The sequence below is a fragment of the Streptococcus pantholopis genome, assembly GCF_001642085.1.
Taxonomy (GTDB): Bacteria; Bacillota; Bacilli; order Lactobacillales; family Streptococcaceae; genus Streptococcus; species Streptococcus pantholopis.
Genome location: NZ_CP014699.1, coordinates 848,109 through 862,069, shown reverse-complemented (window position 1 = coordinate 862,069; position 13,961 = coordinate 848,109). Strand labels below are relative to the sequence as shown.

The following is a 13,961-nucleotide window of genomic DNA, read 5'->3' as shown; positions in this document are numbered from 1 at the left end:
ATTAATTTCGAACACTGTTATTTTCGGTACATTTTTACCTGCAGATAGAAATCATTGTAAATTCCCAGCCAGTCAGAACCTAGATTGTCATAAACCTCAAGATTATTCAAAACGGACTTATCGGGATAAAAAGCCGGATTATTTTTAACAGCCTCCGGCAAAAGTGCTTCAGCAGCCGAATTTGGGGTTGAATAACCAATGTACTGGGCATTCTGAGCCGCATTTTCCGGCTCCAGCATAAAATTGATAAAAGCATAGGCTTCATCATAGTGCTTAGCAGTTTTAGGAATAACAAAATTATCAAACCATAAATTGGATCCTTCACTGGGAACAATATAGGCAAGATCAGCATTAGCCTCCAGCATTTCACTGGCCTCTCCTGAAAAAGTCACACCGATAGCACTGTCTTCCTGAATCATATAAGTCTTCATTTCATCGCCAACAATGGCTTTAATATTCGGCACCAAAGCCTGCAGATGCTTTTCAGCTTCCTGCAGCTCTGCCCTTCTTTTCGTATTCAGACTGTAACCCAGACTGTTCAAGCTAAAACCTAGAACCTCCCGGGCGCCATCCACAAGCATAATCTGATTTCGATACTCCTGACGCCACAAGTCATTCCAATGCTGGGGATAACTGTCCAAAAGTTTTTTATTATAAACAATGCCCACAGTTCCCCAAAAATACGGAATGGAGTAGTCGTTAGTTTTGTCAAAACTCTTCCCTAAAAACTCGGGAGCAATGTTATCCAGCCCCTTAAGCTTAGTTTTATCCAATTTGACCAGAAGCTCCTCATCTATCATCTTATCAATAATATAATCACTGGGAACTGCCAAATCGTAAGTCGTTCCCCCTTGCTTTATTTTGGTATACATGGCTTCATTTGAATCAAATGTTTCATACTGCACTTTTATCCCTGTTCTTTCAGTAAAAGCAGTCAGTAAAGCTGGATCAATATAATCACCCCAATTATAAATAACCAGCTTATCTGCGGCAGAACCAGACTGTTTTTGCATTAGGACTGAGAGTGACCAGAGCAGAAAAACAATTGCACAGATACCAAAGAGAAAAGAATACAATTTACGCATCCCCATCACCTGCTCTTTCCTGCGAGATATAATAATAGCCGATAACCAAAAGAATACTGAAAAGAAAGACAACGCCTGAGAGCGCATTAATTTCCAGAGAAATTCCCTGCCGAGCCCGTGAATAAATTTCGACTGACAGAGTTGAGAAACTGTTACCCGTCACAAAAAAAGTGACGGCAAAATCATCTAAAGAGTAGGTGAAAGCCATAAAATAAGCCGCTATAATACTTGGAGTCAAATAAGGCAGCATGACTTCTTTAAGCATCTGCAAGGAAGTCGCTCCTAAATCATAAGCCGCCCGAATCATATCAGTATCCATGGCCTTCAAACGAGGGAGTACCATCAATACTACTATGGGAATAGAAAAAGCAACATGACTTAATAAAACCGAAAGCAGACCGAGCGTAAAACCAACACGGGTAAAAAGCAGCAAAAAAGCTGCACCAATCATCACATCAGGAGCAACAAGCAAAACATTATTGAAAGACAGAAGAGCACTCTCATATTTTTGCCGTCTTTCCCAAATAAACATAGCACCAAATGTTCCAACAACTGTAGCCAGCAGAGAACTCAGAAAAGCCAAAAAGAAAGTCTGCACCAGAATTAAAAGCAAACGCTGATCAGCCAACAATGTCCGATAATGTTCCCAAGTAAAACTGGTAAAACCATTCATATGACCAGCTTGATTAAAAGAATAAAAAATCAAATAAAAAATAGGCAAATAAAGAAGAAGAAAAACAAAAACTAAATAAACAAACGCAACTCTCTTCATCCACTTCTCTTTTCTTTCTAAAAACAAGATACAAAGCCCGTTAAAAGAGCAAAGCAAAAATAGGAGACTGGACGAAGAGCTGATAAGCTCTAGGACAGGCTATCTTTTTTGCACAGCTCTTAGGGCGTGTTCAGTTCATCAAGATACAAAACCCGTTAAAAGAGCAAAGCAAAAATAGGAGACTGGACGAAGAGCTGATAAGCTCTAGGACAGGCTATCTTTTTTGCACAGCTCTTAGGGCGTGTTCAATTACACAAGATACAAAGGGCGTTAAGAACGCAAAGAGAAAATAGAAGCCTGACCGCTGAGTCACTAAAGACTCAAGAGAAGGCTATCTTTTTCTCACAGCGTTTAGCCCGTGTTCAGTTCATCAAGATACAAAGCCCGTCTAAAAATCCGTATGAAAATAGAGGATGGCAAGTGATGCTGGCATCACGCTGACAGCCATCTTTTTCACTAGGATTTTAGGGCGTGTTCAATTACAACAAGATACAAAGGGCGTAAAAAACGCAAAAGGAAAATAGAAGCCTGACCGCTGAGTCACTAAAGACTCAAGAGAAGGCTATCTTTTTCTCACAGCGTTTAGCCCGTGTTCAATTCACAAGATACAAAACCCGTTAAAAGAGCAAAGTAAATGCCAGAACGACTAGAAAGGTGCGGTCTACTGTCAAGGAAACAAAGCTTTCAGACGTTTACGGCTGGCGGTAAGCCAGAAATCTCTGATTTCGTCTGCGAACCCCTACCAGAACGACTAGGACGGGCAGTTAAAATACCGACTCCCTCTTGTATAAGGCCGGGGCAGGCATGGGAAAGGGAACCATCTAGCTGTTTCATCTAGATTTGGTTTTATGTTCACTTGTCAACCACATGACAGCAGCCATGGCAAGAATTAAAACAAGACCGATAGTTGCCCCCATTCCCCAGTTTTGTGTTGTCAGAAAATGCTGTTCAATAGCCGTTCCCAGAGTAATAACACGGTTTCCGCCAATCAGTCTGGTTAGCATAAACAGACTTAAGCTGGGAATAAAAACAGACTGAATCCCACTTCTGACACCATTGAGGGACAGCGGTAAAATAACGTTTCGAAAGGTCTGCAGCTCATCAGCTCCTAAATCCCTGCTGGCATTCAGCAAATCCTGATCAATGGCATCCAGAGCATTAAAAATCGGCAATATCATAAAAGGAATTTCAATATAGGTCGCAACAAATAAAAAAGAAAAGTCTGTAAAAAGAAGCTGCTTAGGCCCGATGCCTATAAAGGTCAAAAAGTCATTGACCGCTCCCTGCTGGCCAAAAATCCCCATAAAAGCATAGGCTTTGAGCAGCAAATTAATCCAAGTCGGCAGCACAATCAGCATCAGCCAGAGCTGCTTATGTTTCAATTTCCTTAAAATCAGGGCTGTCGGATAAGAAATAAGCAAGGCTGCGCAGGTAATCAGGGCAGCATATAAAATGGAATTCAGGCTCATTCTGAGATAAGTCCAGGATCCAAAGAAGGTTTGATAATTGGCTAGAGTAAACTGCCCCTCTACATTAAAAAAAGACTGATAAACCAGTAAAATCAGCGGTGTTAAAACAAAAAGAAAAAGCCAGAGAAAATAGGGCAAAGAAAAAAGATTAAAGCGTGTTTTCATTTTTCCCCTTTCGCAATGGCATTAAGCAATCCTTCTTCATGTTCATCCAAATCGACATACTCTTCAATCCGAGCTTCAAATTCTGCCTTGCTTTCATTAAGCCGCATAATATGAATGTCTTCCGGACGAAAATCCAGACCGATAACTTCGCCTTCGATAGCCTTTCGGGTGGAATGAATCAGCCATTCATTATTCAATTCATCATGGGCAATAATTTCATAATGAACGCCACGAAAAAGTTGAGTATCAACTCTGACCTGAAGTTTCCCTGCTTTGGGCAAGGTAATCTGTAAATCTTCCGGCCGAATAACCACTTCGACTGCTTCCTGAGGCTCCATTCCGCCATCAACTGCTTCAAAGCGCTTACCGTTAAATTCAACCAAATAGTCAGCAATCATCGTTCCCGGCAAAATATTGGATTCACCGATGAAAGTTGCCACAAAATGATTAATAGGCTCATCGTAAATATCAACAGGACTGCCGGCCTGAACGATTTCGCCATCATTCATGACAAAAATCCAGTCGCTCATAGCTAGTGCCTCTTCCTGATCATGCGTCACAAAAACAAAAGTAATGCCCAGACGCTGCTGCAGGGTCCTAAGCTCATACTGCATCTCCGTCCGAAGCTGTAAATCCAAAGCTGAAAGAGGCTCATCCAGAAGGACAACTTTAGGACGGTTGATAATCGCTCGGGCGATGGCAACGCGCTGCCTTTGTCCGCCGGATAGTTTTTGAATCCGTCGTTTTTCCAGTCCCTCCAATCGAACCAGCTCCAGCGCTTCTTGGACACGCTGGGCAATTTCCTGCTTATTCAATTTTTTGAGCTTCAAGGGAAAAGCAACATTTTCAAAAACTGTCATATGCGGAAAGAGGGCGTAATTTTGAAAAACAGTATGAACATCCCGCTTATGCACAGGAACATCATTAATCCTCCGGCCGTCCAGATAAACATCGCCGCTGGTCACATCCAGTAAACCAGCTATAATATTCAAAATGGTTGATTTGCCGCTTCCTGAAGCCCCAAGCAGTGTGTAAAACTTCCCCTTTTCCAATTCAAAATTAATATTTTTTAAAACAACTGTTTCGCTGTCCTCAAATACTTTTGTGACATTCTTAAAAGCAATGATTGGTTCAGTCAAGTCTCACAGTTCCTCCATAGACAATTTACTGCTATTTTTTCTCACCGATAATCCTTACCTCCGGCTCCAGCCGGACCCCTGAATGAGCTTCCACTTTCTCAATGACATCAGCAATCAAATCTTCGTAGTCCTGAGCAGTTCCCCCAGCGACATTAACCATAAACCCAGCGTGTTTGCGACTCACTTCAACACCGCCGATTCTATGACCTTTAAGGCCGGCTTCGCTAATCAGCTGACCGGCAAAATAACCTAAAGGCCGTTTAAAAACTGAACCGCAGGAAGGGTGCTCCAAGGGCTGTTTCAATTCACGCAAATGGGTTAATCGGGCCATTTCCTGACTGATCAGCGTATAGTCCCCGGGTTTTAAAGCAAACTTGGCCGAAATAACAACCTCTCCGCTGGCCTGAACAGCTGAGCGCCGATAGCCAAAGCGCATATCCCGATTGTCAATGGTTCTGACATCTCCGTTTTTAGTTAGGACCTGAGCTGACAGAAGGATATGGGCAATCTCACCGCCATAAGCACCGGCATTCATAAATACAGCACCGCCGACACTTCCCGGAATGCCACAGGCAAATTCAAAGCCTGTTAAACTGTGAAATTTTGCAACACGGGTGGTTTCAATAAGATTCGCTCCTGCTTCTGCTTCAATGATATAACCGTCAACTGTTGTCGTATTTAATTTATCAAACATAATGACAAAGCCGCGAATACCGCCATCACGAACAATAATATTGCTGGCATTTCCCAAAACCATCCAGTCAATACCTTGATGATTGGCATATTTAACCACTCTGGATAATTCATAGCGGTTGCGTGGAAAGGCTAAAAAGTCAGCCGGACCGCCTACTTCAGTGTAGGTATACTTTTTTAAAGGTTCGTTGACACGGATATCTATCCCTTTTAATTCATTCTCTAAAAAATCAAACATTTTTCTCAATTCTGTACTTTTCTGCTGCGATATAAAATTGGTTATCACCGATTATCATTATAGCAAAAAACACCTTGTTTGGATACAGCCTAAAAATAAGTTACAAGATTCTTTTTTCATGCAAAAAACGGTCTTACTGGTTAATGCTAACCTTTATCACATGATTGATCACTTATTTTTTTCACTCCAGTTACGTCCAAACCGCTTATATAAGCTTTAAGCGGAACCCCTTCCAAAGTCAGATAAGGAGCTATCTCTTCCAAAGGCAGCAGAACAAAGGCCCGTTCTGTCATGTAAGGATGGGGAATCTGAAGATTGTCTTGAGCAATTGTGGCTTCCCCGTATAGCAGCAGATCAATGTCAATCGTCCGTGCACCCCAGTGTTCATGGCGTACACGTCCCAAATCTTCTTCAATCTTTTGGCAAGATAGCAGCAGGTCTTGAGGGGGCAAATCCGTTTCAAGCTTACAGCAGAGGTTGAGAAAGTCAGGCTGGTCTGTTTTCCCCCAAGGAGCAGTTTCATAAAAGGAAGAGCAGGCAGTCACCTGCGTAAGCGGTAAAGCATCCAATGCTGCAAGAGCACGGCAGAGATAGGACTTTTGCTCTCCCAAATTGCTCCCTAAACTTAAGTAAACACTTGTCATGTCCGGCTCCGTTCCAATTCAATCCCGACAGCTGAGTAATGCCCGTTAATCGGCGGATTCTTCTTACGTATTGTCAGTTTAATCGTCTGAACTGGCAAAAACTGCCGAAAAATGTCAGCAATAATAACACCGGCTAATTTTTCCAGAAGCTGGTATTTTTCATTCTCAACATGTTTTTTAAGACAGTCAAACACCATACCATAGTGAACAGTATCTGTCAGACGGTCTGTTTGAGAAGCCTTTTCTAAGTCAAGAGACAGTGTGCAGTCAACAATAAAAATCTGTCCCAGCTTTTGTTCCTCAGTGAGGGCGCCATGATAGCCATAAAAATGGCAACCCTGCAAGTATATTTTATCCATAATCCTCTTCAAAACTAAACAGCTGACGTCTTCATAATTCATCAAACAGCAAATAAACCGTTATCTGACTTCAGACAGCCGCTAAAATCCATTAATTGCCAATCCTTCTTTATTCCTTAAAAGGAGACAGCTGGCTGATAGCAGTAACAATATCACGGTTGGCTTCCACATTATGCACCCGAACCATACGACAGCCTTTTTGCAAAGCCCAGGCCGAAAGGCCAGCTGTTGCCATGTCCCGTTCAGAAGGCTTGGTTTGGCCGCCTAAAAGATAGTCGACAAACCGCTTGCGGGAAACGCCGAACAGCACCGGATAACCGAGCTGACAAACTTGATCTAAACCTTTCAGCAGTTCAAGATTCTGTTCAACATTTTTTGCAAAACCAAAACCGGGATCAAGCCAAATATTTTCCTTACTGACCCCGGCTGCTAAAGCAGCTTCGGCACGTTCAGATAAAAAGCGGCAGACATCCTGTGTCACATCGCTGTATATTTCCTCTTTTTGATTATGCATCAGCATAATAGGAACATTTTTTTGAGCTGCCAAAGTCAGCATATTCCCATCGTAAAGACCGGCCCAGACATCATTTATAATATCGGCACCGGCCTCTAAAGCAGCCTGAGCAGTCTCGCTTTTATAGCTGTCAATACTGATTAGACAGTCAAAATTTTCTTTGATGGCTTTAATAATCGGCAAAACACGGCGCATCTCCTCATCTGCTGATACAAAATCAGCTTTAGGCCGTGTAGACTCACCGCCGACATCAATAACTGCTGCACCGGCCTCCAGCATTTTCCGAACTTGCTTTAATGCTGAATCCACATTCAAATAATTCCCGCCATCCGAAAAAGAATCCGGCGTAACATTTAACACTCCCATGACACAGGCGTTACCCGAAACATTATGACAACCAATTTTCATCTCCACACTCCATATAAGATACAAAGCCCGTATAAAACGCAAAAGGAAAATAGGGGACTGACTGACGAATCGTCAGATTCTAAGTCAGGACATCTTTTTCCCGCAGCGTTTAGGGCGCGTTCAATTCATCAAGATACAAAGCCCGTATAAAACGCAAAAGGAAAATAGGGGGACTGACTGACGAATCGTCAGATTCTAAGTCAGGACATCTTTTTCCCGCAGCGTTTAGGGCGCGTTCAATTCATCAAGATACAAAGCCCGTATAAAACGCAAAAGGAAAATAGGGGACTGACTGACGAATCGCCAGATTCTAAGTCAGGACATCTTTTTCCCGCAGCGTTTAGGGCGTGTTCAATTCATCAAGATACAAAGCCCCTTAAAAGAGCAAAGCAAAAAGGCGGTAAGCCAGAAATCTTTGATTTCGTCTGCGCACCCCTGCCAGAACGGCTAGAAAGGTGCGGTCGGCTGTTAAGACGACAATGCCTTCAGACGTCTACGGCTGGCAGTAAGTCCGAAATCTTTGATTTCGTAGGCGCACCCCTGCCAGAACGGCTAGAAAGGGGCAATAAAAGCTTTAACTTTTAAATCAGTTCTAGTCTTTTTCAGAACGCTAGTCGTCTAGTGACATTTTAGTCGCTTTTTCAAAGCTTTAAAATGCCTACTAGGCCTTGCGGGGGTGGGGCAACGAACTTTTTATACTTGACAAAAGTTCTGTCCCACTCCCAGACGGCTACGGCTGACGGTAGGTCCGAAAGAAAGTTTACTGCCGCATTAGAGAAAGGAGTTCCTGGCGCTTTTGAAAATCCTCCTGAAAGAGGCCTCTTGCTGCTAACGTTACTGTCTTACTGCCGGGCTTTTTAATCCCGCGCATGCTCATACACAGATGCTCGGCTTCGACCATGACAAAAACACCTCGAGGCTGGAGCGCATCATCAAGGGCTGAAGCGATTTGCTCTGTCATACGCTCCTGAAGCTGGGGACGCTTGCCAGCCATTTCTACAGCCCGAGCCAGCTTACTCAGACCGGTTATCCGCCCTTGTTCAGGCAGATAAGCCACATGAGCTGTCCCGTAAAAAGGAAGCAAGTGATGTTCGCACATTGAGTAAAAAGGGATATCCTTAACCATAACGATTTCCTCATGATCTTCAGCAAAAACAGCTGTAAATTGGTTTTTAGGATCTTCATTTATCCCTGCAAATACTTCTTGATACATTTTAGCAACACGTCTTGGTGTTTCTGATAGCCCTTCACGCTCAGGATTTTCGCCTAAAGCCTGCAGCAGCTGGTAGATAGCTTCTTCCACTTTTTCTTGATTTATCATGACTTTCTCTCATTTATTCTTATTGATAAAGACCGAAAATACCGATGACAGTTAAGGCAAAAAAGTTCCGAATGTCACTGCATTCGGTGAAGAAAAGCTGTGTTTTTGTCAATCAGTTTTTTATTTCAGCCATTACCATACTATTATAACTTAAATAGACGCAGTTGACAAAAGCTGTCGGCGGACTTGGGAAATAAAATAAAGAGAGCCAGTGACAAGGTAAAAATCATCTTTGCTTTGCTTCTTAATCATCTGCAGCCACAAGCGCCAATCCGCAACTCGAGAATACTTTGTCGGATAATCGCTTAAGGCCAGCGCTTTAGGATAATCAAATTGAGTGACCTCTACAGTCCCTGCCTGATCAAGGAGATTCAACATCTCTGCGACGGGCTTATCATTGATAGCCGCAAATAAAATATGAATTTTTTGATCTGAAAAGTCTTTAACAACATCGATTAAAGCAGCCATGCTCTCAAGATTATGGGCTCCATCAAGTAAAAGATTGGGTAAAATAAATTCTGTTCGTCCAGCCCAGACAGTTTGCATCAAGGCTGTCTTAATAACAGTTAAGGTAATCTTTGGATAGCATCTTTGCAGTAGGACAGCAGCAGTTATAGCAAGGCTGGCATTAAGAGCTTGGTGGCGTCCGGGAAGTTTAAGACGAATATGGCTGAGCTCCACAGATAATCCCCGATAGGAAAAATAGTCCCCCTGCCAAATGCTGTAAAAATCTTTACCGACCTGATAAACCGGGCTGCCAGTCCGTTTTGCCTTCTGATAAAAAACGGTTTTGACATCATCACGGTCAGCAGCAAAAATAAAAGGGACCAGATCTTTGAGTACACCGACTTTCTGTTCTGCTATCTCTCTGTGTGTGCTGCCTAAAACAGCTTGGTGATCCAAACCGATAGACGGGCAGATAACCGCCAAGGCCTTAAAAACATTAGTCGAATCGTACTGACCGCCAAGACCTGCTTCAATAAAAGCAATATCAACAGGATGCACATGGCCAAAATATTCAAACATCAGCAGGGTAATCACTTCAAACTCCGTAGCTGCTTCCAGAGTTGTTTCTAAAGGCAGACGGTCAACAACAGGTTTAATTTTTTGGACCACATCTACAAAATCTTTTTTTGAGATCATCTGACCGTTTAAGCTGATACGTTCCCTAAAATCAACGATATAAGGGGAAGTAAAGGTACCGACATCGTAACCTGCTGAGCTGAAAATATGCTGCAGATAGCTGACAGTAGAGCCTTTGCCATTAGTGCCAACAACGTGTACCGCTGCAAGATTATGCTGAGGATTCCCCAATTCATTCAGCATCCAAGCCATTCGTTCCAAACCCGGTTTAATCCCAAATTTTAGTTTGGACTGTACCCAATTCAAAGCTTCAAGGTAGTTCATTTCCCCTCCTATTTTATCTGACAGATGACTATAACGTGTATGTAAAGAGACAAAGGAACTCAAATATGCTTGAACCTTTGTGCCTTGTAAAAAAGTTGAGAGCGGGGCAAAAATCAGTAAATCATCATAAAATAACGATTTTGATTTTGCTGTCCCATCTTGTCACAGCTGTACTATCCCTAGCTCTTGACAAGGATAAGAACTTCCAATCAGCTGCTGCGTCAAGCTCATAGGCCTAAAAAGCGAAAGGAGGCAGGACTCTGGTCCCAGCCTCAACTTTGTCATTTGTATTTATTGCAGACATAGAACTGCTTCTTTGATTATTGACGGTATTTTCAGCAGTCAGAAAATCTGTTATTCCCCGTTTAGTCGACTGATTGTTTAGAGCCGTCAGTCCTGCTTCACTGAAACTCCCTGCTGATCAACCTGCAGGACAAATGTATCTCCGCTAAGTTCTAAAGCCTGCAGGCCAGCATAAAGAACCTCTTCTTTTTCTTTAGGGGCTAATAGCATAACCGTAGGGCCCGCACCCGATAAATAAGTGGCATAGGCTCCTTTTGTTCGGCCGAGATTCTTAATCGGTGCAAATTCTTTAACTAAAGGCTGACGAAACCGTTCATGAAATAAATCCGATTCAATAGCCTTGCCGGCTTTGACCAAGTCACCAGTTAAAAGACCGGCTAGGGCGAGATTGGCGATTGAACTGGCGGCAACTGCTTCTTTATAAGAAAGCTCCTCAGGGAGGACCTGCCGGCTTTCGCTGGTTTTTAGCTCATAATCAGGGATAAAAGCAATAAAGGAACAATCTGCCGGAAAATCGGCCACAACACTGCTGACTGTCCCTTCAAAGCAGCTGGAAATTACCAGATTGCCAAAAATAGCCGGTGCGACATTGTCAGGATGACCTTCTATTTCAGTAGCTATCTTAAGTTTTTCTTCAGCAGTCAGCCGCAGTCCGGCCAGCTGATTTGCCAGTTCAATTCCTGCAACAATAACAGAACTGGATGAGCCCAGTCCGCGAGCCAGAGGAATTTCAGAATCCATTTTCAGACGCTGGGGAGGCAGATCGCTCTTGACTTTTAAAGCAGTCGCAATCAAAAGGTTGCTGTCATCAGTCGGGATACTTTCTCCCAAATCATGAATAATTTCCCAAGAAGCAGCTTCTCCTAAAATTTCAACCGATAAATACTTAGAAAGAGCTATTCCGACTGAATCAAAACCCGGTCCCAAATTAGCGCTGGTCGCTGGTACAGTAATTTTCATATCATTCTCCCAATACCTTGAAAGTATTAAGTACTTCAAAGTCTGCAACTTCCTCAAGCTTTTCAAGCACATTGGAGAGCTGGGTTCTGCTCAGAGAATGGGTAATAATCACAACACGCGCTGTATCACCGTTGGCTCTCTGCTGCAGCACCTGACCAAAAGAAATAGCTTCTGAATTGAAGATTTGCGCTAAGCGAAGAAGCTGGCCTCTCTTATCCGGTGTACTGATAGCAAAATAATAGGCCGATTTGACATCAGAAGGATGGGCTATCTGTGTTTCTCGCACAAACTCATTGAAGGATTTACCGACATTGCCGTCATGAAGCCTCCGGGCAATCCGAATAATGTCTGCTACAACAGAGGTTGCAGTCGGCTTCTGCCCTGCACCCGGACCATAATACATAGACTCACCGATGCCTATTGATTCAACAAAAACAGCATTCATGACACCGTTAACACTGGCAAGCGGATGTTCTTTGGGCAAGAAAGTCGGAGAAACTTCTGCAGCAATTCCTGACGGCGTTTCCCGAATATCTCCAACCAATTTAATCACATAGCCCAATTCTTGGGCAACTGCAACATCATCCGGCGTAATGGTCGAGATCCCCTGATGCAAGACCTGATCAAAATCAATCGTCATACCAAAACCAAACTGACTGAGCAGAACAGCTTTATAGGCAGCATCAATCCCTTCAACATCGTTTGTTGGGTCACTCTCTGCATACCCCAGTTCCTGAGCTTTCGCTAAAGCAGCCTCGTAAGTCCAGCCCTCATCTACCATCTGGGTCATCATAAAATTAGACGTTCCATTCAAAACCCCCAGAATACGGGTAATTTTATCTGATGTCAGTGAATTGGCCAAGGTCCGCAAGATGGGAATCCCTCCGGCGACAGCTGCCTCATAGTAAAGAGCGGCCCGATGTTCTTTTGCAACAGCCAGCAGTTCAGCACCATGCACAGCCAAAAGGTCCTTATTAGCTGAAACGACGTGCTTGCCGGCTGCAAGCGCCGCTTCAATAAAAGTCCTAGCGGGCTCTATACGCCCCATCAGCTCTACTACTATAGAGATATCCGGATCCTTGATAATAGCATCAACATCTGTAACAAAATGGTAATCATTGCCGGCAGCAAGCAGACGGTTTTTTTCATCATCGTCCTTAACAAGAATTTTTGCAATTTCAATCTTGTCTTTCGCTGCTGCCCTAATTTTTTCACCATTTTCCTTCAATAAAAAAGGAATCCCGCTGGCAACCGTTCCAAAGCCAAGCAGACCAATCTTAACAGCCATGTGCCACTCCTTTGATTTTAAGTTTCAAGCGTAAACATATCGTCACTGCTCGTTGTCGCTAATATTATAGCAAATTTACTAAATAATTGACAACTGAAACCACCTGTTCAGATTTGGCGGATCCTGTCTGTTTTTTTTCTATTTTTTATTATAAGGACTGTTCTCTGCTTCACTAAATGATAAAATGATAAAGGTAACCGATACAATCGTTAATGTCTAAGGAGTTTCATATGGAAAAAAAGAAGATATGGTTTGTTCTCAATATCATCTTAATCAGTCTTTGCTGCTTTGCTTTTGCTATGCTGATTTTTACTCTTAAAACACAAAAGTTCAGCAATCAGCCAAAAGATTCATCAGCTTCCAGCAGCTATACTGTTTCTGAAAATACAACAGAACAAAAGGCAGACAAGGAAAAATCTACTGCCAACTGGGTCCCTCAGGCGGAAAAAATTGCTCTTCCCATTTTAATGTACCATGCCGTTCATGTCATGGATGCATCTGAGGCAGCCAATGCCAATTTGATTGTTGATCCTGAGGTCTTTGAAGAGCATATTAAACAGCTCTCAGAAAAGGGCTACTATTTTTTAAGTCCGGAAGAAGTTCATAAAGCTCTGACAGAAAACAGTCTGCCTAATAATAATAAAAAAATTGTCTGGCTGACCTTTGATGACGGCAATGCTGATTTTTATACTGTTGCCTATCCCATCTTGAAAAAGTATCAAGCTAGAGCAACAAATAATGTCATCACAGATTATGTCGCTAAAGAATATCCTGCCAGTTTAACTGTGGAACAAATGCTGGAAATGAAAGAAAACGGTATGTCCTTTCAATCTCATACTGTCAGCCATCCTAATCTGGCTGACAGTAGCCCGGAAAAACAATCCAGTGAACTGACCGAAGCTAAAACCTATCTTGACCAAGCACTCTCTCAAGATACCATTGCAATTGCCTACCCTTCCGGAAAATATAGTCAGCTGACGCTCGATAAGGCTGCTCACTCCTACAAACTGGGCATCACAACCAATGAAGGCCTAGCTTCCTCAGACGACGGCTTACTTTCTCTCAAACGTATCCGCATTCTTCCTTCAACGACTGCAGAGAATCTGCTTAAGAGAATTGAGCCGGTCTAAAAAAGAACAGCCAAAGAGCCATCCTTTTTTGACTGCCCGTTTAAGATAACAATTCCATCTTCTCTT

13 protein-coding genes are annotated in these 13,961 nt (G+C 42.9%); 1 reads left to right on the top strand and 12 read right to left on the bottom strand.

Features of this window, described 5'->3' with window-relative positions; all coding sequences use genetic code 11:
* Nucleotides 1-17: 17 nt before the first annotated feature.
* From A0O21_RS04015 to A0O21_RS03955, 12 genes are all read right to left on the bottom strand, one after another.
* Entirely contained in the window at nucleotides 18-1,085 is a 1,068-nt protein-coding gene (locus A0O21_RS04015; protein ID WP_067065109.1) for an ABC transporter substrate-binding protein, read from the bottom strand.
* Nucleotides 1,078-1,857, bottom strand: a complete 780-nt coding sequence (locus tag A0O21_RS04010; RefSeq protein ID WP_067061672.1) for an ABC transporter permease — start codon at nucleotides 1,855-1,857, stop codon at nucleotides 1,078-1,080. Before A0O21_RS04010 ends, A0O21_RS04015 begins: the two co-directional genes overlap by 8 nt.
* Before the next feature lie 830 nt (nucleotides 1,858-2,687).
* Complete coding sequence (locus A0O21_RS04000; protein WP_067061666.1) at nucleotides 2,688-3,491, bottom strand: ABC transporter permease; 804 nt, start codon at nucleotides 3,489-3,491, stop codon at nucleotides 2,688-2,690.
* On the bottom strand, nucleotides 3,488-4,630 hold the full coding sequence (locus tag A0O21_RS03995; protein WP_067061663.1) for an ABC transporter ATP-binding protein: 1,143 nt from the start codon (nucleotides 4,628-4,630) through the stop codon (nucleotides 3,488-3,490). The genes A0O21_RS04000 and A0O21_RS03995 overlap by 4 nt, the downstream gene beginning before the upstream one ends.
* A 31-nt stretch (nucleotides 4,631-4,661) precedes the next feature.
* Nucleotides 4,662-5,561, bottom strand: coding sequence for a UDP-N-acetylmuramate dehydrogenase (gene murB, locus A0O21_RS03990; protein ID WP_067061660.1), 900 nt, complete (start codon nucleotides 5,559-5,561; stop codon nucleotides 4,662-4,664).
* A gap of 146 nt (nucleotides 5,562-5,707) precedes the next feature.
* Nucleotides 5,708-6,205, bottom strand: coding sequence for a 2-amino-4-hydroxy-6-hydroxymethyldihydropteridine diphosphokinase (folK, locus tag A0O21_RS03985; RefSeq protein ID WP_067061657.1), 498 nt, complete (start codon nucleotides 6,203-6,205; stop codon nucleotides 5,708-5,710).
* Nucleotides 6,202-6,564 (bottom strand): dihydroneopterin aldolase, encoded by a 363-nt coding sequence (gene folB / locus A0O21_RS03980; protein ID WP_067061654.1) that lies wholly within the window; start codon nucleotides 6,562-6,564, stop codon nucleotides 6,202-6,204. The genes folK and folB overlap by 4 nt, the downstream gene beginning before the upstream one ends.
* A 109-nt stretch (nucleotides 6,565-6,673) precedes the next feature.
* Nucleotides 6,674-7,486, bottom strand: a complete 813-nt coding sequence (gene folP / locus A0O21_RS03975; RefSeq protein ID WP_067061651.1) for a dihydropteroate synthase — start codon at nucleotides 7,484-7,486, stop codon at nucleotides 6,674-6,676.
* 760 nt (nucleotides 7,487-8,246) lie between these two features.
* The gene (gene folE / locus A0O21_RS03970; protein ID WP_067061647.1) at nucleotides 8,247-8,807 is read right to left on the bottom strand and encodes a GTP cyclohydrolase I FolE; all 561 of its coding nucleotides are present in this window, start codon (nucleotides 8,805-8,807) and stop codon (nucleotides 8,247-8,249) included.
* A 150-nt stretch (nucleotides 8,808-8,957) separates the two neighbouring features.
* Complete coding sequence (locus A0O21_RS03965; protein ID WP_067061643.1) at nucleotides 8,958-10,214, bottom strand: bifunctional folylpolyglutamate synthase/dihydrofolate synthase; 1,257 nt, start codon at nucleotides 10,212-10,214, stop codon at nucleotides 8,958-8,960.
* Between the two features lie 390 nt (nucleotides 10,215-10,604).
* Nucleotides 10,605-11,477, bottom strand: coding sequence for a homoserine kinase (thrB, locus tag A0O21_RS03960; RefSeq protein ID WP_067061641.1), 873 nt, complete (start codon nucleotides 11,475-11,477; stop codon nucleotides 10,605-10,607).
* Between the two features lies 1 nt (nucleotide 11,478).
* Nucleotides 11,479-12,765: a homoserine dehydrogenase gene (locus A0O21_RS03955; protein WP_067061637.1), complete on the bottom strand. Its 1,287-nt coding sequence runs from the start codon at nucleotides 12,763-12,765 to the stop codon at nucleotides 11,479-11,481.
* Between the two features lie 212 nt (nucleotides 12,766-12,977).
* Between A0O21_RS03955 and A0O21_RS03950 the strand changes: the two genes are divergently transcribed.
* Nucleotides 12,978-13,895 carry a polysaccharide deacetylase family protein gene (locus tag A0O21_RS03950; protein ID WP_067061634.1) on the top strand — a complete coding sequence of 306 codons (918 nt, stop codon included), beginning with the start codon at nucleotides 12,978-12,980 and terminating at the stop codon, nucleotides 13,893-13,895.
* Nucleotides 13,896-13,961: the final 66 nt, after the last annotated feature.